Source organism: Pseudomonas sp. B16(2017), from assembly GCF_002113205.1.
Lineage (GTDB): Bacteria > Pseudomonadota > Gammaproteobacteria > Pseudomonadales > Pseudomonadaceae > Aquipseudomonas > Aquipseudomonas pharyngis.
Genome location: NZ_NEKA01000002.1, coordinates 82204 through 103936, shown reverse-complemented (window position 1 = coordinate 103936; position 21733 = coordinate 82204). Strand labels below are relative to the sequence as shown.

Here is a 21733-nt window from a genome sequence, read left to right as displayed (position 1 = left end):
GCTCGGGCAAAGCAGGCATAATGGCGACCTTTCGCCCTCACGGTGCTGCCAGCCAGCCGGTCATCCCTTGAACGAACGCTCGATGTCAACAGCTCTACGCCCCTCGGCTTGTCCGGGGTTGCTGCGTATCGTCCAGGCGCTGGATGGCGGTATCTGCCGGATCAAACTCAATGGTGGTTCGATCAGCGCCGATCAGGCTGAGGTGGTGGCGCATGCCGCCGAGCGTTTCGCCAGTGGCGTGATCGAGGCCACCAACCGCGCCAACCTGCAGATTCGCGGGATCGATGAGCACGGCACCGCGCTGATCGACAGCCTGCTGGCCGCCGGCCTCGGGCCGCGAACCGCCGCCGGTGATGATGTGCGCAACCTGATGCTAAGCCCTGCTGCAGGGATCGACCCGCAGATGCGCCTGGATACCCGCACGCTCGCCGGGCAGATTCTCGATACCCTGCAAAGCCATCCGCGTTTCCACGAGTTGAGCGCCAAGTTCGCCGTGCAACTGGATGGCGGTGAAGCGCTGGCGATGCTCGAACATCCCCATGATCTGTGGTTGTCGGTATACGAAGAGCGCGGGGAAACGCTGTTGGCATTCGGCCTGGCGGGTTGCCCGACGGAGCGACCGCTGGCCGCCGTGGCGCTTGCGCACGGACATGCGCTGGTGGTGGTGGTGCTTGAGGTGTTCCTCGATCTGGCTCGACCGGAGCAGACGCGAATGCGTCATCTGCTGGATGAATGTCCGGCGCCGATGTTCCTGGCAACACTCGGGCGGCGGATCAGTCTGCAAAGCGTCGGCGACTGGCGGCGTGAATCGACGCCGGAAGGCTTGCACATCGGCATCCATCCTCAGCCATCGGCCGGTCAGGTGTATGTCGGTGCCGCACCGGCGTTTGGCCGCCTCGATCCGGACATGCTGCGTGGCGCCGCGCAACTGGCCAGAACTTTCGGCGACGGCACCCTGCGTTTCACCCCTTGGCAGAGTCTGTTGCTGCCCAATGTGCGGGAAACCGCTGCGGTTCAAGTGCTCGACGAATTGGGCAAGCTGAACCTGCTGACCCATGCCGAAAATCCTGTAGCGCACCTGATCGCCTGCACCGGCTCCAACGGTTGCGGCAAAGGCCTGGCCGACACCAAACACGATGCCCGCCTTTTGGCGACGCTGTTGCCCCACGCCGTGGATGTGCACCTGTCCGGCTGCCCGCGTTCCTGCGCCGCCGCCCACCGTGCTCCGGCAACGTTGCTGGCCGTCAGCCCCGGTCATTACGACCTCTACATTCGCGATGCAGCGGTGCCCGGTTTCGGCGCGCTGCACGCTCAAAACCTTACTATCGAAGCGGCCGCGACCCTGCTCGTCGCCCGCTCACGGAGCCCCCTTGATGCTTGATTACATCCGCGACGGTCAGGAGATCTATCGCAACTCCTTCGCGATCATTCGCCGCGAGGCCAACCTCGCGCGCATCCCGGCCGACCTGGAAAAACTCGCCGTGCGGGTGATCCACGCCTGCGGCATGGTCGAGGCCATCGACGGGCTGCAATTCTCCGAAGGCGCCGGCAAGGCGGGGCGCGATGCGCTGGCTGCCGGTGCGCCGATCCTGTGCGATGCGCGGATGGTTTCCGAGGGCGTGACCCGTGCGCGCCTGCCGGCCAACAACGAAGTGATCTGCACCCTGCGCGACGACAGCGTGCCGGAGCTGGCGCGCGAGCTGGGCAACACCCGCTCGGCAGCGGCGCTGGAACTGTGGCGTCCGCATCTGGAGGGCAGCGTGGTGGTGATCGGCAACGCGCCGACCGCGCTGTTCTATCTGCTGGAAATGCTCGACGCCGGTGCCCCGAAACCGGCGCTGATCCTCGGCTTTCCGGTGGGCTTCGTCGGCGCTGCCGAATCCAAGGCCGAGCTGGCCGCCAACAGCCGTGGGGTGCCGTTCGTGATCATGCAGGGCCGCCTCGGCGGCAGCGCCATGGCCGCCGCGGCGGTCAATGCCCTCGCCACGGAGATCGAATGATGCAGGTTCAAGGACGTTTGATTGGCCTGGGCGTCGGCCCCGGTGATCCGGAACTGATTACCGTCAAGGCCCTGCGCCTGTTGCGCGAGTCGCCGGTGGTGGCGTACTTCGTGGCCAAGGGCAAAAAGGGTAACGCGTTCGGCATCATCGAAGCGCACCTGCAGGACGCGCAGAATCTGCTGCCGCTGGTGTACCCGGTAACCACCGAAGTACTGCCGGCGCCACTGTCCTACGAACAGGTGATCAGCGATTTCTACGATGACGCCGCCGAGGAAGTGGCCGTGCATCTGGATGCCGGCCGCGATGTAGCGGTGATCTGCGAAGGTGACCCGTTCTTCTACGGCTCCTACATGTACCTGCATGACCGCCTCGCCAGCCGTTACGAAGCCGAAGTGGTGCCGGGCGTCTGCTCGATGCTCGGCGGCGCTTCGGTGCTGGGCGCGCCGCTGGTGTATCGCAATCAGAGCCTGTCGGTATTGTCCGGTGTCCTGCCTCATGACGAGCTCAAACGTCGTCTGGCCGATGCCGACGCGGCGGTGATCATGAAGCTGGGGCGCAATTTCCCGAAAGTGCGCGACGTGTTGGCAGAACTGGGTCTGGCCGAGCGTGCGCTGTACGTCGAGCGCGCGACCATGGCCAACCAGAAGATCGTGCCGCTGGATGAGGTCGAGCCGATGTCCTCGCCGTACTTCTCGCTGATCATTGTGCCCGGCGAACGGTGGCAAGGCTGATGACTCATTCCACACCGGCCATCGTCATTCTCGGCCAGGGCGCGTTCGCTACGGCCCGTCGCCTTCAGCAGGTCTATCCGGCCGCGCAGATTCATGGGCTCAAAGGGCGCGTCGAAGGCGCCGACCTGACTTACAGCGACTTCGGCGCGACCCTGCGCGAGCTGTATCAACAGGACACGCCGATCATTGCCCTGTGCGCGGCGGGCATTGTCATCCGCACGCTGGCGCCGCTGTTGCTGGAGAAGGGCGCCGAGCCAGCGGTGCTCGCCGTGGCTGAAGACGGCAGCGCCGTGGTGCCGCTGCTCGGCGGCCTCGGCGGGGTGAACGTCATGGCCCGCGAGATTGCGGCTGCACTTGAAGTCGCAGCGGCGATCACCACCAGCGGCGAGTTGCGTTTCGGCACTTGCCTGCTCAATCCACCCGGCGGTTACGCGCTCGGCGATCTGGAGCAGGGCAAGCGCTTTGTCTCCGACCTGCTCGCCGGCCACAGCGTGCGCATCGACGGTGCCGCGCCGTGGCTTGCGCAGGCGCAACTGCCGGAAGATCCACAGGCGCAGCGCTCGATTCATGTCGGCAGCGATGCCCGCGCGGCGAGCGCCAGTGAGTTGTTGATTTATCCACGCAGTGTGGCGGTAGCGGTAGGTGCTGATGTGGTCGACCTGCCGGGCACCATCCGTGATGCGTTGCAGCATGCTGGTGTGGCGATTCAATCGCTGGCCTGTCTGGTGGCGGCGGACGTTCAGATGGCCAGCCCGGCGCTGCGTGAAGCAGCGCTCGAGCTGGGAGTGCCGCTGCGCTTTGTCGCGCCGGCGAGTGACATTGGTAAGCTGGCTCGCGATGCTGTCCCCGACGCTCGAATCATCAAAACATCCCGCGACCTTGCCATCGCAGTGGCAGAACAGCCACTGGATGTTTCGCAGATCGGTCGTCCGCGCGGACGTCTGGCCGTCATCGGCCTCGGCCCGGGCGCGGCAGAGCTGATGGTGCCGGCGGTAAAAGCCGAGCTGGCCCGTGCCACCGACGTATTGGGTTATGAAACCTACGTGCGCATGGCAGGTCCCTTCCGCGACGATCAGGTGCAGCATTGCACCGACAACCGCGAAGAAATGCAGCGTGCCCGCCACGCTTTCCGACTGGCCGCACAGGGCCGTTCGGTGATTGTGGTTTCGTCCGGCGATCCGGGGGTGTTCGCCATGGCGGCGGCGGTGCTCGAAGCGTTGCACGAGTCGACGGATCCGGCGTGGCACAGCGTCGATCTGGAAATCCTGCCGGGTGTGTCCGCCTCACTCGCTACCGCCGCTCAGGCCGGTGCACCGCTGGGACACGACTTTTGCGTGATGTCGCTGTCGGACAACCTCAAGCCGTGGTCGATCATTGAGAAGCGCCTGGACCTGGCCGCCGAGGCCGATCTGGCATTGGCGTTTTACAACCCGATCTCCCGCGCCCGTCCGTGGCAGTTGGGACGAGCCCTGGAAATCGTTGCCCAACATCGCACGCCGCAGACGCCGGTGGTGCTCGGTCGCGATATCGGCAGACCGGGGCAGACCCTGCGTACCACTACGCTGGGCGCATTGACCGCGGATCAGGTGGACATGCGCACCATGGTGCTGATCGGTTCATCCACCACCTGCACCTTCCCCCGTGCGACGGGAGGCGACTGGGTGTACACCCCCCGCTGGTATGGCGAAAAGCCTGCCGGCTGATGCTCCTTTCCATGACGTGTGCCCCCTCGGGTATCGATTGACAAGACAAGGCCGCGAATGGTTTGTTCGCGGCCTTGTCTTTCGTATCGCACGGCAATTTATATATCTGTGACACTTGTTTGGAAGTTTTGATGTCGCGGGAAGTTTCCGTTGAAATCGTTTGAATGGCTTGTTGTTTGTTGAGTTGGTTTTTTTATACTAGTTTCGCTTCCGGAAAGTGCGTGTCGAATCTGTTGTTCGTGCATTGATATCAACTTGTTGCAAGAGCGGTTTTTTTGTAATGGGGTATTTGTGCGCGTGATTTTCAATCGGCTCGTGTAATTTATTATTTCGGGGGTTCATGTATGCGGGAAATTAATAATGATGTTGCCGATGTCGGTCATTTGAAGTTTGCGACGTTGTTCAAGTTTTCCGAATTTGAGCAGGCTTTGCAGCCTTACAAGGACAGCGCGCAATATGACGCGGCGCTTCTTTACTATTCTGCGTGTATCGATCTGCTCGACTCGCCTCGACTGTTGCAACCGCTGGCGCTGCTCAAGCAGGCACTGGGAGAATTGAACAAGGGGCGAGTGCGCCGTAGTTTAGAGAAGGCACCGGTATCGACACCGGACGGCGGGACAGCGCCGAATCTTGCGCAGATCTTTGACAGGCTCGAAGTTGTCGAGTCGCGCCTGCACTCCAGTGTCGAGTTGATGAAACTTCCGGCTACGGCCGTGCCGAAAATCCTGCACTTCGTCTGGCTCGGTGGCGGGCTCGGCGAGATCCAGCGCGACTACATCAATCTCTGGAAACAAGTGCTGGCTGGAGAGGGTTACAAGATCAACCTCTGGTATGACAGTGATGCCATGTTGGCGCATGAAACCAATCGGCTGATCAGGGAGGCTGCGAAACTGCACAGCCTGCAGAACGGCGGTATGGATAGCTCCACTGAAGCGCAGCTTGGATCAATGTATGAGGCGCGGGCCATCGTACTGAAACAGCAGATGTTCGCGCACATCAATCAGGCTGTTGCAAACGGGGTGTCGGCTGATGAGGCTCGGACGCAGTTGTTGAGTCGGGCGTACGGACAGCAGGCAGAAAGACTCAAATCGTTGAAAGAGCGCAATTTGCAGAGCGTGCATGCGTTGGTCGGTGGCGACTTGCAGTTGCGTGATCTCGCCGGGGCTGCGCAACCCATGCGGCTACAAGCGATCTACGATCAGGAGATGCGCTTGCGCGGCAATCTTGCCGCCGGGTCCGATGTCGTGCGGCTGGAGGCATTGCTCCCCGAAGGGGGGCTGTACGCGGATGTCGATAATCTCCCGCCGTTCATGAAGGTACTGGGCGGCGTGGATATCAGTACGGTCGGAAGCGATGGCCAGCGGGGGATTTTGCAATTATTGCTGGACCACAATCCGCACTGGATGCCGGGGCGCCAGGCAGTGCGCAGCGGTTACACGGATTATGCCGACAGTATTCCCGCAGAGCATCGCCAGGCGCTGGAAGCGTTCGCCAGAAGCAGCCCTGCGTTGAATCAGGTTTTCCAGCCCCCTTCCGATCTCCTTGCACGCCCCTACATGTTGCGTGCTGTGCGTGAGGGCAATTCGTTGAGCAATGCCTGGCTGATGGCGCACCCGGGCTCGCCAATGCTGGAGGCCGTCATGCAGCGGCTGCGTTTTAACTATCAAGTGGTCAACGCAGTGTTCCGGACGGCGGCTGAAAGAAGTATAGCCCCTCACGACGATGACTCCATGCAAGCCCTGGCGATCGCGGAGCTTGAGGATCGCCTCGGTGCCCTGGAGGGGCTGTCGGACGAGGATGAAATCGCGATGAGATATCTGGCGGACGCCGCTGCCAGTTACTACAGCGACGGCATTCGCCTTGAACGTGAGGGCACGATCTATCTCACCGGACCGGCTGCCATGCGTCTTGGCATGGGAGATTACGAGCAGGCGCATTTCACCCCGCGTGCTGGCGAAGCCTCTCGGGCTGAAGTCGGCATTGAACCGAAGGGCACGGTCAGTCGTTCAAGCGAGGAAGAGCTGGATCATTCCTGGAAAGAAAACGGAGCCGATGAACAACAGTGGGTCAGGAACGAACAGCAGCGTTTTCGCGACGGCCGATACACCACCCGTTACGCCGGCGACCTCGACGAACTGCTCAATCATTCCACCGTCGAGTTCGAGCTCGGCTGGCCGCTCATTGAAGGGCGCCATGTTCTGCTGACCGGGCTGCTGCAACGCCTGGCCGAGCGTCTGGGTAAACCGTTTACCCAGGCGATGATGAACGGCCATGACGGCCCGGTAGTGTTCGTCGACCGGCTGCCACTGGATTTCGACGACCGTCAGGCGATCCGCAATCAGGACACGCGGCTGCGACCACCGGCTTCTCTGGCCAATGAACAGACCCGGAGCCTTGCGCTGGACGAAGTGCTGGTGCGTCTGGGGGCGGGCTCCTTGCAACGGGCTCACCTCAGTCCGTTGCAGCGCCTGACACTCGGGGCCTTGCTCGGCGTTGAATCGCTGGATGAACAGAGTTTGCTGGCGCAGAACAGTGTGATGGAAAACCTGATCAACAGTGTCAGGGAGCGCGGGACTTCGGGACGGTTCGGGGCGATCGAGCAGCATCTGTTTCAGCGCAGGGACACCGCATTCGTTGCCGGGTTGAACAGTGTCCAGCACGAACTGCCGATGGACTTGCCGAGTGCGCTGAGTCTGAAGAAAGCCGCCCTGGCCGGGGCGACGACGCTGTATGAGTGGGGGCAGCAGGTCGCGCAGATCAAGAAGGTGGCCCTCCAGGAACATCGTGAGCAAGTGCAGGATCGCCTGGAGCAGGTGCTCAATCAGCTCGAGGGCGGTGCCGTGAAACTGGCGCCACAGGACCTGCTGATGCACGGAATGGGCGATATGACTGCCGGGCGATGTTTTCCTCTTGCGCTGGCGATGAGTGCAGCCATCACTGAGGGCAAGGCTGCCACCCAGCGATTGCACGAGCGTTTTTACCTTGCGGTACTCGAGCCGGAACACGCTGACACAATCGCCTTTCTGGGGGCACTTGAGGAGATGCGTGGCGTGACGTATGGCGATGTCGGGACTCCGCTGGGGCGGCTGGATCTGGACCAGGTCACGGCGACCCTCGAGGAGTCTGTCGGTACTCGAACCTTGATGCTCAACTCTGACAATCATTCGATGCTGGTTGCTCGTACCGTCAACGGCACGGAAGTCATCTACCACTTTTATGATCCCAACTTCGGCCTCTTCGAGTTCGAGACTGCTGCCACATTCAGAGCGGTACTGACGAAATTTTTCCAGAGAGGCATGACCAGACATTACGCCGCCTATGGTGAGCCTGACCGTCCGCAGTTCGATCTGATCGATCTCCAGGGGGAACGGGTAGCCGATCTGGATCTGTCGAGCGGTGCCAAGGTGGCACACCTTTTAAGGGAGGATGCGTTGCCGAGCATGCCGCTGCGCAGGGTTCGCCAGCGGCTTTTCAGCGCACACGGACAATCGCTGGTTGAAAATCCACACCTGGCCAGCACATTGCTGCAGTCCGACAGCCACTGGTGGGCCGAACAGGTCGCAGACGTGACTTCGCGGTTGCAGGAGGGGCATGAGTCAGTGTCGCCACTGGTGCCGTTATTCGAGTCGCTGGAGGTCACCCTCGAGGGCACTTATCGGGTGAGCATGCTCGATCCGAAGAGCGGCGAGGTGATGGCAACGGTCATCAGCCGCGACAGCCGTCTGCTGCGGATCAAAAATTATCTGGCCGAGCTGTTTTCGACGCTGGCCCAAAAACGTACCCGGGCCGGCGCGCCAGTCGATCCGACGGAAGCTTCCGCTGTTCACACCCTCAACGCCGGGTTCGCCGTTCAGGCGTTGATGAATGCCTTGCGCGACCGCGAAGGTGGAGGCCGCACATTGACCACCGCCGTGCAATGGCATGCCTACGTCAACTATGCGCAGCTGGTGCATGGCAATCTGGTGGACGTGGCGGGGCTGGTCGGGGTCCTGCAAACGGCATTGCGTGATGAAAGGATCATGGCCCGGACCACTGGGCAAGTGGTGGCCGAAGCGCTGGCGCCACTGACCGCCAGGACATTGGGCAATGTGGCGGGGCATGTGGCCAATGAAGGCGTTGGCGCGGTACTGGGGCTGGCCAATGTCGGGTTCGATATCTATCAGTTGGCGAACGCAAAGAACGATGTGGAGGTCGCGACTTACGGTACTCAGTTGGGCTTTGACGCGGCGAGCCTGGCCCTGACCGGTACAGGGCTTGCTGCGGCGGCCCTGGGGGCGGGTACGGCCGCTGCGGTGCTCGGTGGCGCCGGGGTGATTCTGGGCGGGCTGGCGATCGGGGTGACCGCGTTGGCACATGCCTACGCCATCATTGCCGAGGAGGCAAAAGCCGTCGGTCTGTTCTTCGATGAAATCGAGCAGGCTCATCGCGGTGCCGGCTACCGGTACGACGGCACGCAAGGTGCCTGGCTGCCGCGACCGTCGCTGATTATCAGGCAGCTGGATCTGGGCAACGGCAGGATGCAGCTGGACAGCACCCGGCTGTATCCGCTGCGTGATCATTTCGGAGTGCCGGAATTCGAAGCCGATTACTCACGCGCCATCAACCTCAGTGCCGAGCTGGGCTATCCCGACGAGATGAGTTTCGCTCCGCATGCCGATCAACCCATCGTTTTACCCTGTACACCACTGAACTGTTATCGCTACGAGTACAAGACCCTGCCGTTTGTCTCGGTGTTTCACGACAAGGGTTTTGACATTGCACGTCGCCTGGAAAAGAAAAAACCGGACGGCCAATGGCTGTTCCTGTTTTCGTTCTATTCCTTTCCCAGCGAATACGTCGTCTATCGGATTTATCCCGATTACCGACCCACCGACATCACCGTCAAGCTTGATGCCCGCGAGCGCAAGCTGGTCGTGCCGGTGATCCCGTCCCTGTGGCGGGGCAAGGTTTCCTATCGGCTGCAGGGGGGCGGCGGGACTTGCACGCTGGTGCTCAATCCCGGTGTCGACGTTGAGTTGCAGACGATCGGTGCGCAGAAGGATCGCTGGATTATCGCGGCGCCCTGGGCTCGTGAAACCGACATCGTGTTCGGCGAGGACGGCCGGTTCAGCGTCAAGGATTGCCGGTTCAAGGTCAGTGCCGGTGTTCCACCTGATCTGTATGTGCTACTCGAAGGCGGCAACCTGTTCAAAGTCGAAGGCCGCATACTCACGTTATTGCTGGACCACCCCCCTCAGGAACAGCACGGACAGGTATTGCAGAATCATCTGCAGGAACTGGCCCGGGCCCATCGGCTGGTGCTGCCCTACACGCCGATCCACGATTATCTGATTCCATTCGAACCAGCCGATGCACCGCGTTACACCACCGGTTGGTACGACGCCCGTGAGGACCGGATTCTTTACGTGCGCAATGATGACGTGTCGGCCGACGATGCGCAGTTGTCGGTCGTGGTGGGCGAGTCGGCGTTTTTTCAATCGGCCGAGGGTTTCGAAATCTGGCAGGTCGAGGCGAACACCGGGTTGCTCAGCCATCGCTATCGTCTGTTGTTAAAGCCGCGTGGCACCAGCTCGATTCGCAGTGTGGAGGCCGACGGGCAGGGTGTGGTTCATGTGGTGCAGGAGTATCTGCAGGCCGACGGCCGTGTGGAGCGCTTCAATTACCTCATTCACGATGGGCAGTTATGGTTGAGTTCAGTCACGCGCGGTCTTGAACCGGCATTCGAGGCGCTCCTTGATGAAACGGCCCCGTTGACCGATTGGACGTCTGTGCTCGGCGAACAGATCGTGCTCAAGTCGAGTCATGACAAGTCCTACGCGACGGTCCACTGGCAGCTCGCGCCCTATGTGTCGATCTGCTGGATGATCGAAAAAAACCTCCGTGACATGGCCTGGATCCGCACCCGCGACGACCTGATCATTCGCCCGGTGCCGCGTCGTCATCGCGCCCGGGGCTGGGCCGATTCGATCCAGAATCTGAACGACCTGATGCTGCTGACGGTGGCTGATGACAGCGATGTATTTGTCATCTATGACCGTAACGCGCAGACCCTGTGCCGGACGCACCGCACCAAGGTCAAGGGACAGGTGCAATGGGCACACCGCTGGGTGCAACCGGCTGGATTGAAGCAGATTGCCGCACAGGAAAACGGCTATCTGGCGAGTACCGCAGAGGGGCTTTCGTTTGAAATCGACAGCACCGGTGAGGTGCGCTTCGCCGTTGTGGGCGAACAATGGCTCAAGGGCCGCGCCCAATGGTGGCTGGCGCTGGAAGGGCTGGCCAAGCGGTACTCCGTTGAACGGTTCACGATTGTCGGCGTTGCCAATGCCACCGCAGACGCGCGTTTGCATGCCTGGTACGTGGATAGTCATCTGGTGCTGTGTAGGGCGCGACAGGGCGATGTACGTCTTCTGGGACTGACCCCCGACAGACAGGCGGCGTGGTTGTTCGAACCAGCGGCAGGGCAAGTCTGGCGGCAGGCGTTGATCGATCCGCAGCGACTGGATCAGGCGTTCGGAACCGCTGCGCAGCTGTTGCACGCTGAAGTGTTGCCCTTGCCGGAACGGCAATGGGCACCGTGGAGCTTCGCCGACGTCAGGATCGACGGTACGGGGCTGCTGGGCACGACCCTCAATGGCCAGGTGTTGCAGTTGCATGCAGAGGCGCAACCTGTGCTGGCCGGTGTGGCGCTCGATTGGGTGGTCGCTCATGACGAGCACCTGATCCGTGACCTCAAGGCCATGCTGGTGAACCAGGCGCATCGCCCGTTCATTTCCATCGCCACCCGCGACGCGAGCGCGTGCTGGTACTTCGTCGACAGTGCGCGATTGATCCGGATCGCAGCGCAGGATCTACCCGGGGATTACGAGTTGCTGGGCGTCCGGCGACCCTCGGATGTCCTTCTGAACGATTCAGGGCAGCGACTGATTCGGGGTTATCCGAGCAAGCGGCAGATCGGGCCGCTGGATTACGTCCAGCGCAACGCCGAGGTGCTGGTGATCGAAGGGCAGGTGGATGCGCCGAACTTGTTGCCGCTGATTCCCGATGGCGTGCGCACACTGGTGGTGCGGATGGGCCACGGCTCCATGAAGTGCCATCTGTCGCAGGCTCTGACGCGCAGACTGGAACGGCTGGTCATTGATGCCCGGTTCCCGATGGCCGGCCCGCCAGCGCTGATGAGTCGCCTGATCTGGACGCTGGACACATCGCAAGCGCTGGAGGTCGGCATTGCCGGGGATCACCTGGTGCTGATCGATCCTGATTCCGGACTCTGCGTGTTGTTCCGTGATGCCTGCGCGAACGATCCGGCGTTGCACGGCGACGTCATACTCGAGGTCAAGGGGTTGCGACCTTGCCAGATATCGACGCTCGCTCGAGGGATGATGGGACGCAAGGGCGGGACAGGCAGCGTGACACTCAAAAGCTTGATAGAGGAGGCGAAGAGCAAGGTCATGACTGAATCAACGATTTGAGTTAACGATTCAGTTGTGCTTGAAAAATAGTTGTCAGTGACCAAAGAAGACCGCCGATGGAAGTATTGGCGGTCTTTTGCATTCCGGTCTATGGCACCAGATAGCCCTTCACCCCGGTGAAGATGATCTGTGCGGCCAGCGCGCACACGAACAATCCCATCAGGCGACTGACGATCTGCAAGCCTTGATCGCCGAGGATCCGTTCGATGCGATTCGACAGATAAAGCACGATACCCACGGTAAAGCTGGCCAGGGCGATGCTCATGATGGCGGTGAGTTTGTCGTCCCAGTGGGGCTGACTGACGCCCATGACCAGCAACGCACCAATAGTGCCCGGGCCGACAGTCAGGGGAATGGTCAGCGGCACAATCGTCACGTCCTGCTGCACATTGTCCGTCTGCACCACCGACTTGCCTTGCGCCATGCCCAGTGCCGAGATGAACAGCACGCTGCCGGCGCCGATCCGGAAAGCATCTACGGTAATGCCGAACACATCGAAAATCACTCGCCCGAACAAATACAGAAGAACGCTGGAGACCAGCGTGGCGATCGCCACTTTCCAGGCCAGGCGTCGTTGCTCCTTGCGCGAATAACCACGGGTCAGGCTGATAAAGCAGGACAGCACGAAGAACGGGCTGTAGAGCACAAGCATCTTCAGGTAAACGCTGAACAACACATGGAGCATGGTTTCGACTCGCCGCTGTGGAGTGGACGACGTGGAGTCTATCAGTGGTTTAGTTGTTTGTGTCTGGAAGCGTGGTTTTAATCAGGTTTGATTTAACTTGTATGGAAGTTGCTAAGTGGGTGGAAAGTTCAGATATCAAGTTACATGTTTTGCTTTGTTGTTTGTTTGATACTTGGTTATTGTTATTTGGCAAGTTCATGAGGAGCTTGTGATTCTAACTAATGGATGTGTCAAATGTATAATCAAGCTGTTCGTGAAAGTTATGTAAACACCTGTCTTGAAACGCTGGGTGAGTGTGATATCGGTGATCCGCTGATTATCAAGCCACGTGGCTTGCAGATTTCCGGTGATGATGTTGAAGCGCCGTCGCGCGGTAGCATCGTCGGTGAGGGCGTGCTGGGTTTCTCCAGTAACCTCACTGGCGATAACAAGTCCGATGCGCAGAATGCTTTTTTATTCGCAACGCGTGCAGCAAACAAAAAATACCCTGAAGAATCTCAGGGCAAGGAATGGTACCTGTACTTCCGGGACATCATGACCATGGCAGGCTGGACCCCTGTCAGCCGTTACTACAGCGATCTGCAAGTGGGTGGTACCAGTGTTCGCATGGACAAACTGGTTCTGGAGATTCTGTCTTCGGTCGTCGCGGGTGTTGCCTTGCCTGGCCCAACCAGCGCATTGATGCTGAAAGTAGCGGGCGATGCCATTGCCGCCCTGCAAAAGCGTGATACCGCAGCACTGACCGTTTACGAACGCAATCTGCTCGAGCATGGCGTCGGTGGTGTTTCCAGCGCCGCCTGCGTGGAAGTCGACGGTGAAGCGATCATGGCGGTCGGCGCAGTGCGCTTCCTGCGTCGGAACACCTCGACCAAAGTCATGTTTGTGGATGTTGATATTCGTAATGTGAAGTTGTATCGCGGTGAAACGGTATTTGCCAAAAATACATTCGTGGCGGATGGCGTCCGTGATTTGATCAAGAACAAGTTGATTCCGCATAAAGACAAAATTGACGAGATCGACATTTGATGAGTGAAAAGGCGGCCGTAACAGGTCGCCTTTTTTATGGGGGGACGATATGAAACTTGATTATTCGGTTTTGATCGTTGGCGCTTGCGTGATGTTGCTACCGGCAGCGGACGATGCGGATAGTTACAGCGATCTGGTCAACTCCGTGTTGTTGGCGCAGTTGGCCGCGAGCAAGAAAGTCGAAAAGTCGCAAGGTAGCGACTGGTATGACGCTTACATCCAATTGATGGATGACTACTGGCTGCGCTACGCGCGCGCCCGACAAGACTGGTCCGTCAATGAGGGGGATGTCGAATCCGTCAGCGAATGGATCAGTGGCGCTATTGCCAAAGGTGATTCGCAAAACGCCAGTGCTGCGGTGGCGACCTTGCAGCGTTTGGCTCAGTTATCGGGAGCCGATCCCGTCATGGCGCTGCTGCGAGCGCACGTGCAAAGGACCAAGTTCCTACCCGGTGAGGCTCATGACCCTGCCGGATCCGTGCGATTGCTAGTGATCATTGCCTCGACGCCAATGCGCATTTCGAGCGTCTATGTTGAGTTCCAGGCTCATGGGTCTATCGAACTCAACCCGCTGGCCCAGCGTTTCGAAGCACGGGACATACAGGGAGCGGTCTGCTTGCGCTACGCCAAAGCCAGTTTGTCGGAAACACTCTACGGGCCTGTACGTGATGCCATCGCCTTGAAAGTCAGGGACAGGCGTGCGGCTCACGTTTTGCAGATGGCTGTTGAATAACGGCGAGACGCTTGATCGGCAACGCCGCTCAGAACGTTGAGGCGGTGCGATTCTGTTGGTCGCGCTGCGCCACCCAGTGTTCGATCAGCTCACGCAGTTGCGACAGCTCCACCGGTTTGGCCATGTGCCCGTCCATCCCGGCCTGACGCGCGCGCTCCCTGTGTTCAGCGAGGATGTGCGCCGTCAGGGCAACGATCGGCGTGCGAATGCGCTGGTTGCTGACTTCCCATGCGCGCAATTGCTGAGTCGCCGAGAACCCGTCGAGGATCGGCATTTCGCAGTCCATCAACACCAGGTCATAACGCTGGGCTTTCATTGCCTGCAAGGCTTCTTCGCCATTGCTGGCGGTGTCCGGTTGCAGATTGAGTTTGCCGAGCATGCCGCGGATGACCTTGGTGGAAATCGTGTTGTCTTCGGCCACCAGAATGCGGAAGTCGCTCGGCACCTTGACCGGCGCAGCGGGGCTGGCCGGCTGCGGCTGGAATGCCACCTGGCCACGGTTGCGCTGGTTCAGTTCGTCGGCAAGCGTGGTCTTGAGGGTGTAGCCGGCCACCGGTTTGGCCAGGATGCGCTTGATCCCCGAATTGCGCGCGATGATCTTGCTCGGCGCATTGCTGATGCCGGTGAGCATGATCAGCAGGATGTCGTGGTTCAGGCTCGGGTCTTCCTTGATCTTGGCCGCCAGTTGCATGCCGGTCATGCCGGGCATGTTCTGGTCGAGCAGAACCACGTCGAAATAGTCGCGCAGGTGCGCCTTGGTGCGCAGCAGGGCCAGCGCTTCCTTGCCCGACGGCACGGCGCTGACGTTCAGGCCCCAGGCGCTGCATTGCTGCACCAGCACCTTGCGGCAGGTGTCGTTGTCGTCGACCACCAATACGCGTGCGCCTTGCAGCGGGCTGTCGAGGTCCGAGGTCGGGTGCTCCAGGCGATCGGGATCCAACGGCAGGGTCAGCCAGAGCGTGCTGCCCTGGCTGGCGCCGCTCTTGATGCCGAACTCGCCCTGCATCAAACGGATCAATTGGCGGGCGATCACCAGCCCGAGGTTGCCGCCCAGACGGTTGGCCGACAGGAAGTGCTTGCTGTGCAACTCGGCGTGCATCAGCGCGTCGCGCTCTTCCTGATCCATCGGCTGGCCGCTGTCCTGCACGGCAATGCGCAGGCGTGGGCCGGCGCTGCGTTCGTCGAGGGCGACCACCACCAGCACTTCGCCTTCCTCGGTTTTCTTCAGGGCGTTTTCCAGCAGGCTCAGCAGTGTCTGGCGCAGGCGCGTCGGATCACCACTGATGACCCGTGGCACTTGCGGCTGGATGAAACTGATCAGCTCGACGTTCTGCTGTTCGGCCTTGGCGCGGTAGATGCTCAGGCAATCGTCGATCAGCGCGTTGAGGTCGAACTGCACGTCGTCGAGTTCGATCTGCCCGGACTCGAGCCGCGAGATGTCGAGGATCTCGTTTATCAGGGTCAGCAATTCGTTGCCGGCGCTGTGGATGGTTTGCACGTAGTCGCGTTGCTTGACCGACAGCGGCGTGCCGAGCAGCAGTTCGGTCATGCCCAGTACGCCGTTCATCGGCGTGCGGATTTCGTGGCTGATCTTGGCCAGGAACTCGGCCTTGGCGTTGATCTCGGCGTTGCTCGCGGCGAGGTCGCGGCTGATGCTGAAACGGCTTTCGGTAATGCTGCGCTGACGTTCGCCGAGGGCGATGCTCATCAGCAGGCCACTGATGCAGATGAAACCCATCAGGGTCATGATCAGGCCTTGCGGCGCCACCAGGGTCAGCCCCAGCAAGGCCGGGAGAATGATCAGTGTGCCGATGTTGAACACCACCATCGCGGCAACGAACAAGCGGGCAGGGCGGTAGCCTTTCTGCCAGTGATAGAAACCCACCAGCAGCATGCTCAGCCCAGCCAGGGCTACGAGCGCGTAGGTGATGATGTTCAGCGGCAGGGTGTTGACGAACAACAGCAGCAGGCTGCAGATCACGATGAACAGGATGTCGCCGATCAGCAGCTTGTTCAGCGGATGCGGGCCGAGCGGCGCGAAGAAACGGTAGGCGAACATCAGGCCCGCCGGTGCGGTCAGCAGCAGGGCCAGATAGGCGCCGGGAGTCTGGATCGCATGCCAGTTCGGCAGCCACGGACCGGCGAGGTTGAGCAACAGCAACAGGCTCAGGCTCAACAGGCCTTCACACACCGCGAGCCACAGGCTGCTGCGCGAGCGGGTGTAGGCGTAGCGGATCAGGTTGTGCAGGATCAGCATCGCCAGACAGCCGAACAGCAGGCCGTAGATCAGCGTCTGGTTGTGATTGGCCGCGGCCATCACTGCCGATTGCAGGGTGATATACGGGCGCAACTGGTGATCGGAGACCAGTCGCAGGTAGACGTCGAGGGGGTTGTCGCTTTGCGGCAGCGGCAGCATGAAATCGCTGCTCGGCAGCGGTCGTTCAACCTGGGGCTGGGTGGTGCCGGTGTCGCGCTGTTCGATCAGGCGATCGCCGTCGAGGACATACAGATTGAGGTGCGACAGGTCGGGGGCGAAGATCCGCAGCACTTGTTCGTGCGTGCCGGGCGCCAGCCTGAAGCGCAGCCACAGGGCGCCATCGGGTTCGGCCGCGGTGAGGCGGTCAAGCTCGATAGGGCTGAATTGATTGGTGTAGCGGGCGGAGCGGATGTCGCTCAGCTGCAGGTTGCCCTGATCGTCAAGCAATACCGACCAGCCACTGCCTTGCGCGGCCTGGGCCGGGAGCATGCAGAGCAAGGTCAACAGCGTGACGGTGAAGCCTATGGCAATCCTGAGCCAGCGCACGGCGAAATCCCTTCGTAGGTTGATGCCAGAATATAACGATGCGCAGCGTCGGAACAGTCCGGCAAGGGCGATGAGCCCCTGCCGGAAACACAGCGTAGCTTATTACTGAGACTCACCGCGTTCACGGGCAATGGCGCGGTAGCCAATGTCGGTGCGGTAGAAGCAGCCTTCCCAGTCGATGGCCTTGGCCAGTTTGTAGGCCTGCTCCTGGGCGGCGCCGACGCTGGCGCCCATGGCGGTGGCGCACAGCACCCGACCGCCGGCCGTCACGACGTTGCCGTCCTTGAGCGCAGTACCGGCGTGGAAGACCTTGCCTTCCAGTGCGGCGGCAGCGTCCAGACCGTTGATCGGCGCGCCCTTGGCGTAGTCGCCCGGGTAACCGCCGGCGGCCAGCACGATGCCGACGCTCGGACGTGGATCCCACTGCGCTTCAACCTTGTCCAGCGCCTGGGCCAGTGCCGCTTCGACCAGCAGCACCAGGCTCGACTGCAGACGCAGCATCACCGGTTGGGTTTCCGGATCGCCGAAGCGGCAGTTGAACTCGATGACCTTCGGATTGCCGGCCTTGTCGATCATCAGACCGGCGTACAGAAAACCGGTATAGACGTTGCCTTCGTCGGCCATGCCGCGCACGGTCGGCCAGATCACCTGGTCCATCACGCGCTGGTGCACGTCGGCGGTGACCACCGGTGCAGGGGAGTAAGCACCCATGCCGCCGGTGTTCGGGCCGCTGTCGCCGTCGCCGACGCGTTTGTGGTCCTGGCTGGTGGCCATCGGCAGAACGTTCTTGCCGTCGACCATGACGATGAAGCTGGCTTCTTCGCCGTCGAGGAATTCTTCGATGACAACGCGCGAACCGGCGTCGCCAAAGGAATTGCCGGCGAGCATGTCGCGCACGGCGTCTTCGGCTTCGGCCAGGGTCATGGCGACGATCACGCCTTTACCGGCGGCCAGACCGTCAGCCTTGATCACGATCGGTGCGCCTTTTTCACGCAGATAAGCCAGGGCCGGCTCGATCTCGGTGAAGTTCTGGTAGTCGGCGGTCGGGATCTTGTGGCGTGCCAGGAAATCCTTGGTGAAGGCTTTCGAGCCTTCCAGCTGCGCGGCGCCGGCGGTCGGACCGAAGCAGTCCAGGCCACGGGAGCGGAACAGGTCGACGACGCCAGCCACCAGCGGTACTTCCGGGCCGACGATGGTCAGGGAAACGTTTTTCTCGGCGAAGTCAGCGAGCTGCTCGAGGGCCAGCACGTCGATGGCGACGTTTTCGCACTTGGCCTCAATCGCGGTGCCGGCGTTGCCCGGTGCGACGAAAACCTTCTGCACGCGCGGATCCTGAGCCACTTTCCAGGCCAGGGCGTGTTCGCGGCCACCGCTGCCAATGATCAAAACATTCATTTCAAAAACCTCAAAATTCTGTCAGGCGCTACTGGAGCGCTTTATGTGGGAGCGAGCCTGCTCGCGAAAGCGGTGTGTCAGTCAACGTCAACGTCGCTGGCAGATTGCATTCGCGAGCAGGCTCGCTCCCACATTTGAATCTGTGTATCAGTGACGGAAATGACGCATGCCGGTGAACACCATCGCGATGCCGGCCTCATCAGCAGCAGCAATCACTTCAGCATCACGCATCGAGCCACCCGGCTGGATCACCGCCGTGATACCGACCTTGGCCGCGTTGTCCAGACCGTCGCGGAACGGGAAGAACGCGTCCGACGCCATCACCGAACCAGCCACTTGCAGACCGGCGTGCTCAGCCTTGATCGCGGCGATACGCGCCGAGTTCACGCGGCTCATCTGGCCGGCGCCGACACCGATGGTCTGGCGGTTCTTGGCGTAGACGATGGCGTTGGATTTGACGAACTTGGCCACTTTCCAGGCGAAGATCAGGTCGTGGACTTCCTGCTCGGTCGGGGCGCGCTTGGTCACCACTTTCAGGTCGTCGGCGCCGATCATGCCGATGTCGCGGCTCTGTACCAGCAGCCCGCCGTTGACGCGCTTGTAGTCCCAGGCCGGAACGCGATCGGCCGACCACTCGCCGCAGGCCAGCAGGCGAACGTTAGCCTTGGCAGCGACGATGGCACGGGCTTCTTCGCTGACGCTTGGGGCGATGATCACTTCAACGAACTGACGCTCGACGATCGCCTTGGCGGTCTCGGCATCCAGTTCACGGTTGAAGGCGATGATGCCGCCGAACGCGGATTCGGTGTCAGTGGCGTAGGCCAGTTCGTAGGCCTGACGGATGCCGCCTTCGGCGTCCGGGCTCACGGCCACGCCGCACGGGTTGGCGTGCTTGACGATCACGCAGGCCGGTTTGACGAAGCTCTTCACGCATTCCAGCGCAGCGTCGGTGTCGGCCACGTTGTTGTACGACAGCTCTTTGCCTTGCAGCTGGGTGGCGGTGGCGATGCCGACTTCGGCAGGCTTGGCTTCAACGTAGAACGCCGCGCTCTGGTGCGGGTTCTCGCCGTAGCGCATTTCCTGGGCCTTGATGAACTGGCTGTTGAAGGTGCGCGGGAATTCGCTGCGACCTTCGGTGCTCAGGGTTTCGGCAGCCTGGTTCACGGTGCCCATGTAGTTGGCGATCATGCCGTCGTAGGCGGCGGTGTGTTCGAACGCCTTGAGCATCAGGTCGAAACGCTGAGCATAGGTCAGGCCACCGGCCTTGAGGTTTTCCAGGACGTTGGCGTAATCGCTGGCATTCACCACGATGGCCACGTCTTTGTGGTTTTTCGCCGCCGAACGGACCATGGTCGGGCCGCCGATGTCGATGTTTTCGATGGCGGTCGGCAGGTCGCAGCCTGGCTTGCTGATGGTGGCTTCGAACGGGTACAGGTTCACGGCTACCAGATCGATCGGCTTGATGCCGTGCTCGTTCATGATGGCGTCGTCGATACCGCGACGACCGAGGATCCCGCCGTGGATTTTCGGGTGCAGGGTTTTCACCCGACCGTCCATCATCTCTGCGAAACCGGTGTAATCCGCGACTTCCACTGCGGCCACGCCGTTGTCCTGCAGCAGTTTGAAGGTCCCGCCGGTGGAAAGGATTTCCACGCCCAGGGCTTCCAGCTCCCTGGCGAATTCGAGGATCCCGGTCTTGTCGGAAACACTGATCAAGGCGCGGCGGATCGGCAGGCGGGTAGTCTGGTCGGTCATCTCAATTTCCATCAAAAGCAAGGGAAGTCAGCAAAAAAGGCGACCGGTTTTACGCGGGCGCCTTTCTGGTTTGATTGAATGCTTACAGCAGATCGTACTGCTTGAGTTTCTTGCGCAGCGTGCCGCGGTTCAGTCCGAGCAGCTCGCTGGCCTTGGTCTGGTTGCCCTTGACGTAGTTCATCACGCTTTCGAGCAGGGGAGCCTCGACTTCGGAGAGCACCAGGTTGTACACATCCGTGACGGACGCGCCCTCAAGGTGGGCGAAATAATTGTGCAGCGCCTTCTCGACACTCCCGCGAAGGGTCTGGCCTTCTTCGCTCGGGGTATTGAGGTGCTGTTTCAAATTCACGTTGTCGCTCACGGGTGTTGTTCCACTCACTAAAGTCTCGGTCATCATCGTCATGCGGCCACCCCTTCTCCGTCCCCTGTCAGGCTCTTGTAACGTTCGGCGAAGAACTCCCGAACGTTGGCGCATTGTGTTTCCGTACCATCCAAACGATTGAAGTGGGCGCGAAACTCCTTGGCGCCCGGCAAGGTTGCGAGATACCAGCCCACATGTTTGCGGGCAATTCGCACGCCCATCACGTCCCCATAGAAGGCGTGGAGGGCGGCCAGATGCTCAAGCAGAATGCGTTCCACCTCGATCAGCTCCGGCGCCGGCAGTTTTTCGCCGGTACGCAGAAAGTGTTCGATCTCGCGAAAAATCCATGGCCGCCCCTGGGCGGCCCGGCCGATCAACAGGCCATCGGCACCGGTCGCGTCGAGCACGTAGCGGGCCTTTTCCGGCGATACGATGTCGCCGTTGGCAAAGACCGGAATCGACACCGCCTGCTTGATCGCGGCAATGGTGTCGTACTCGGCTTCGCCGGTGTACAGGTCGGCGCGGGTGCGGCCATGCACCGCCAGCGCCGTGATCCCGGCCTGTTCGGCGATCTTCGCCACGGTCAGGCCGTTCTTGTTGTCGCGATCCCATCCGGTGCGGATCTTCAGGGTCACCGGCACATCAACCGCCGCCACGACGGCATGCAGGATCTCGGTAACCAGTGCTTCATCCTTCAACAACGCGGAGCCGGCGGCCTTGTTGCAGACCTTCTTCGCCGGGCAACCCATGTTGATATCAATAATCTGTGCGCCCAGCTCGACGTTGGCCCGGGCCGCATCCGCCAGCATCTGCGCATCGCCACCGGCGATCTGCACCGAGCGTGGCTCGGGATCGCCTTCGTGGATCATGCGCATGCGCGACTTGCGGGTGTTCCACAGGCTCATGTCACTGGTGACCATTTCCGAGACTACAAGCCCTGCGCCCAGACGCTTGCACAGCTGACGAAAGGGCTGGTCGGTGACACCCGCCATCGGGGCGAGGATCAAACCGTTCTGCAATGTATATGGGCCGATGCGTACCGCCGACATAGGACTTCCCTGAAGTGGGG

13 protein-coding genes are annotated in these 21733 nt (G+C 61.0%); 7 read left to right on the top strand and 6 right to left on the bottom strand.

Going from position 1 to position 21733, the window contains the following annotated elements:
* The first annotated feature begins 82 nt into the window (after nucleotides 1-82).
* The 5 genes from cobG to CAG25_RS03170 all read left to right on the top strand — a co-directional run bounded on the left by cobG (nucleotide 83) and on the right by CAG25_RS03170 (nucleotide 11906).
* Nucleotides 83-1381 carry a precorrin-3B synthase gene (cobG, locus tag CAG25_RS03190; protein ID WP_085611017.1) on the top strand — a complete coding sequence of 433 codons (1299 nt, stop codon included), beginning with the start codon at nucleotides 83-85 and terminating at the stop codon, nucleotides 1379-1381.
* Nucleotides 1374-2000 (top strand): precorrin-8X methylmutase, encoded by a 627-nt coding sequence (locus CAG25_RS03185; RefSeq protein ID WP_085611016.1) that lies wholly within the window; start codon nucleotides 1374-1376, stop codon nucleotides 1998-2000. The genes cobG and CAG25_RS03185 overlap by 8 nt, the downstream gene beginning before the upstream one ends.
* Entirely contained in the window at nucleotides 1997-2731 is a 735-nt protein-coding gene (locus CAG25_RS03180; RefSeq protein ID WP_371857699.1) for a precorrin-2 C(20)-methyltransferase, read from the top strand. Before CAG25_RS03185 ends, CAG25_RS03180 begins: the two co-directional genes overlap by 4 nt.
* Nucleotides 2731-4434, top strand: coding sequence for a precorrin-3B C(17)-methyltransferase (cobJ, locus tag CAG25_RS03175; RefSeq protein WP_085611015.1), 1704 nt, complete (start codon nucleotides 2731-2733; stop codon nucleotides 4432-4434). Before CAG25_RS03180 ends, cobJ begins: the two co-directional genes overlap by 1 nt.
* Before the next feature lie 344 nt (nucleotides 4435-4778).
* Nucleotides 4779-11906 carry a TcdA/TcdB pore-forming domain-containing protein gene (locus CAG25_RS03170; RefSeq protein WP_085611014.1) on the top strand — a complete coding sequence of 2376 codons (7128 nt, stop codon included), beginning with the start codon at nucleotides 4779-4781 and terminating at the stop codon, nucleotides 11904-11906.
* An 88-nt stretch (nucleotides 11907-11994) separates the two neighbouring features.
* On the opposite strand, the gene CAG25_RS03165 is transcribed toward CAG25_RS03170, so the two are convergent.
* Nucleotides 11995-12591 (bottom strand): MarC family protein, encoded by a 597-nt coding sequence (locus CAG25_RS03165; RefSeq protein ID WP_085611013.1) that lies wholly within the window; start codon nucleotides 12589-12591, stop codon nucleotides 11995-11997.
* 234 nt (nucleotides 12592-12825) lie between these two features.
* Here CAG25_RS03165 and CAG25_RS03160 point away from each other — a divergent pair, with 234 nt between their 5' ends.
* Nucleotides 12826-13617, top strand: a complete 792-nt coding sequence (locus tag CAG25_RS03160) for a hypothetical protein (protein WP_085611012.1) — start codon at nucleotides 12826-12828, stop codon at nucleotides 13615-13617.
* A gap of 49 nt (nucleotides 13618-13666) precedes the next feature.
* Nucleotides 13667-14350 carry a hypothetical protein gene (locus tag CAG25_RS03155; protein WP_085611011.1) on the top strand — a complete coding sequence of 228 codons (684 nt, stop codon included), beginning with the start codon at nucleotides 13667-13669 and terminating at the stop codon, nucleotides 14348-14350.
* A 28-nt stretch (nucleotides 14351-14378) separates the two neighbouring features.
* On the opposite strand, the gene CAG25_RS03150 is transcribed toward CAG25_RS03155, so the two are convergent.
* The 5 genes from CAG25_RS03150 to dusB all read right to left on the bottom strand — a co-directional run bounded on the left by CAG25_RS03150 (nucleotide 14379) and on the right by dusB (nucleotide 21713).
* A complete protein-coding gene (locus CAG25_RS03150) occupies nucleotides 14379-17153 on the bottom strand; it encodes a hybrid sensor histidine kinase/response regulator (RefSeq protein ID WP_085611010.1) in 2775 nt (924 codons plus the stop codon).
* 102 nt (nucleotides 17154-17255) lie between these two features.
* Nucleotides 17256-18548 (bottom strand): phosphoribosylamine--glycine ligase, encoded by a 1293-nt coding sequence (gene purD / locus CAG25_RS03145; protein WP_007951030.1) that lies wholly within the window; start codon nucleotides 18546-18548, stop codon nucleotides 17256-17258.
* Between the two features lie 147 nt (nucleotides 18549-18695).
* The gene (gene purH / locus CAG25_RS03140) at nucleotides 18696-20303 is read right to left on the bottom strand and encodes a bifunctional phosphoribosylaminoimidazolecarboxamide formyltransferase/IMP cyclohydrolase (RefSeq protein WP_039772035.1); all 1608 of its coding nucleotides are present in this window, start codon (nucleotides 20301-20303) and stop codon (nucleotides 18696-18698) included.
* 82 nt (nucleotides 20304-20385) lie between these two features.
* Nucleotides 20386-20706 carry a DNA-binding transcriptional regulator Fis gene (fis, locus tag CAG25_RS03135; protein ID WP_002555375.1) on the bottom strand — a complete coding sequence of 107 codons (321 nt, stop codon included), beginning with the start codon at nucleotides 20704-20706 and terminating at the stop codon, nucleotides 20386-20388.
* Entirely contained in the window at nucleotides 20703-21713 is a 1011-nt protein-coding gene (gene dusB, locus CAG25_RS03130; protein WP_085611009.1) for a tRNA dihydrouridine synthase DusB, read from the bottom strand. Before dusB ends, fis begins: the two co-directional genes overlap by 4 nt.
* Between the last annotated feature and the right edge of the window lie 20 nt (nucleotides 21714-21733).

Bases quoted from the DNA above. Each gene is read 5' to 3' on its own strand.
- cobG (WP_085611017.1), top strand. From the start codon at position 83: ATGTCAACAGCTCTACGCCCCTCGGCTTGTCCGGGGTTGCTGCGTATC.
- CAG25_RS03185 (WP_085611016.1), top strand. From the start codon at position 1,374: ATGCTTGATTACATCCGCGACGGTCAGGAGATCTATCGCAACTCCTTC.
- CAG25_RS03180 (WP_371857699.1), top strand. From the start codon at position 1,997: ATGATGCAGGTTCAAGGACGTTTGATTGGCCTGGGCGTCGGCCCCGGT.
- cobJ (WP_085611015.1), top strand. From the start codon at position 2,731: ATGACTCATTCCACACCGGCCATCGTCATTCTCGGCCAGGGCGCGTTC.
- CAG25_RS03170 (WP_085611014.1), top strand. From the start codon at position 4,779: ATGCGGGAAATTAATAATGATGTTGCCGATGTCGGTCATTTGAAGTTT.
- CAG25_RS03165 (WP_085611013.1), bottom strand. From the start codon at position 12,591: ATGCTCCATGTGTTGTTCAGCGTTTACCTGAAGATGCTTGTGCTCTAC.
- CAG25_RS03160 (WP_085611012.1), top strand. From the start codon at position 12,826: ATGTATAATCAAGCTGTTCGTGAAAGTTATGTAAACACCTGTCTTGAA.
- CAG25_RS03155 (WP_085611011.1), top strand. From the start codon at position 13,667: ATGAAACTTGATTATTCGGTTTTGATCGTTGGCGCTTGCGTGATGTTG.
- purD (WP_007951030.1), bottom strand. From the start codon at position 18,548: ATGAATGTTTTGATCATTGGCAGCGGTGGCCGCGAACACGCCCTGGCC.
- purH (WP_039772035.1), bottom strand. From the start codon at position 20,303: ATGACCGACCAGACTACCCGCCTGCCGATCCGCCGCGCCTTGATCAGT.
- fis (WP_002555375.1), bottom strand. From the start codon at position 20,706: ATGACGATGATGACCGAGACTTTAGTGAGTGGAACAACACCCGTGAGC.
- dusB (WP_085611009.1), bottom strand. From the start codon at position 21,713: ATGTCGGCGGTACGCATCGGCCCATATACATTGCAGAACGGTTTGATC.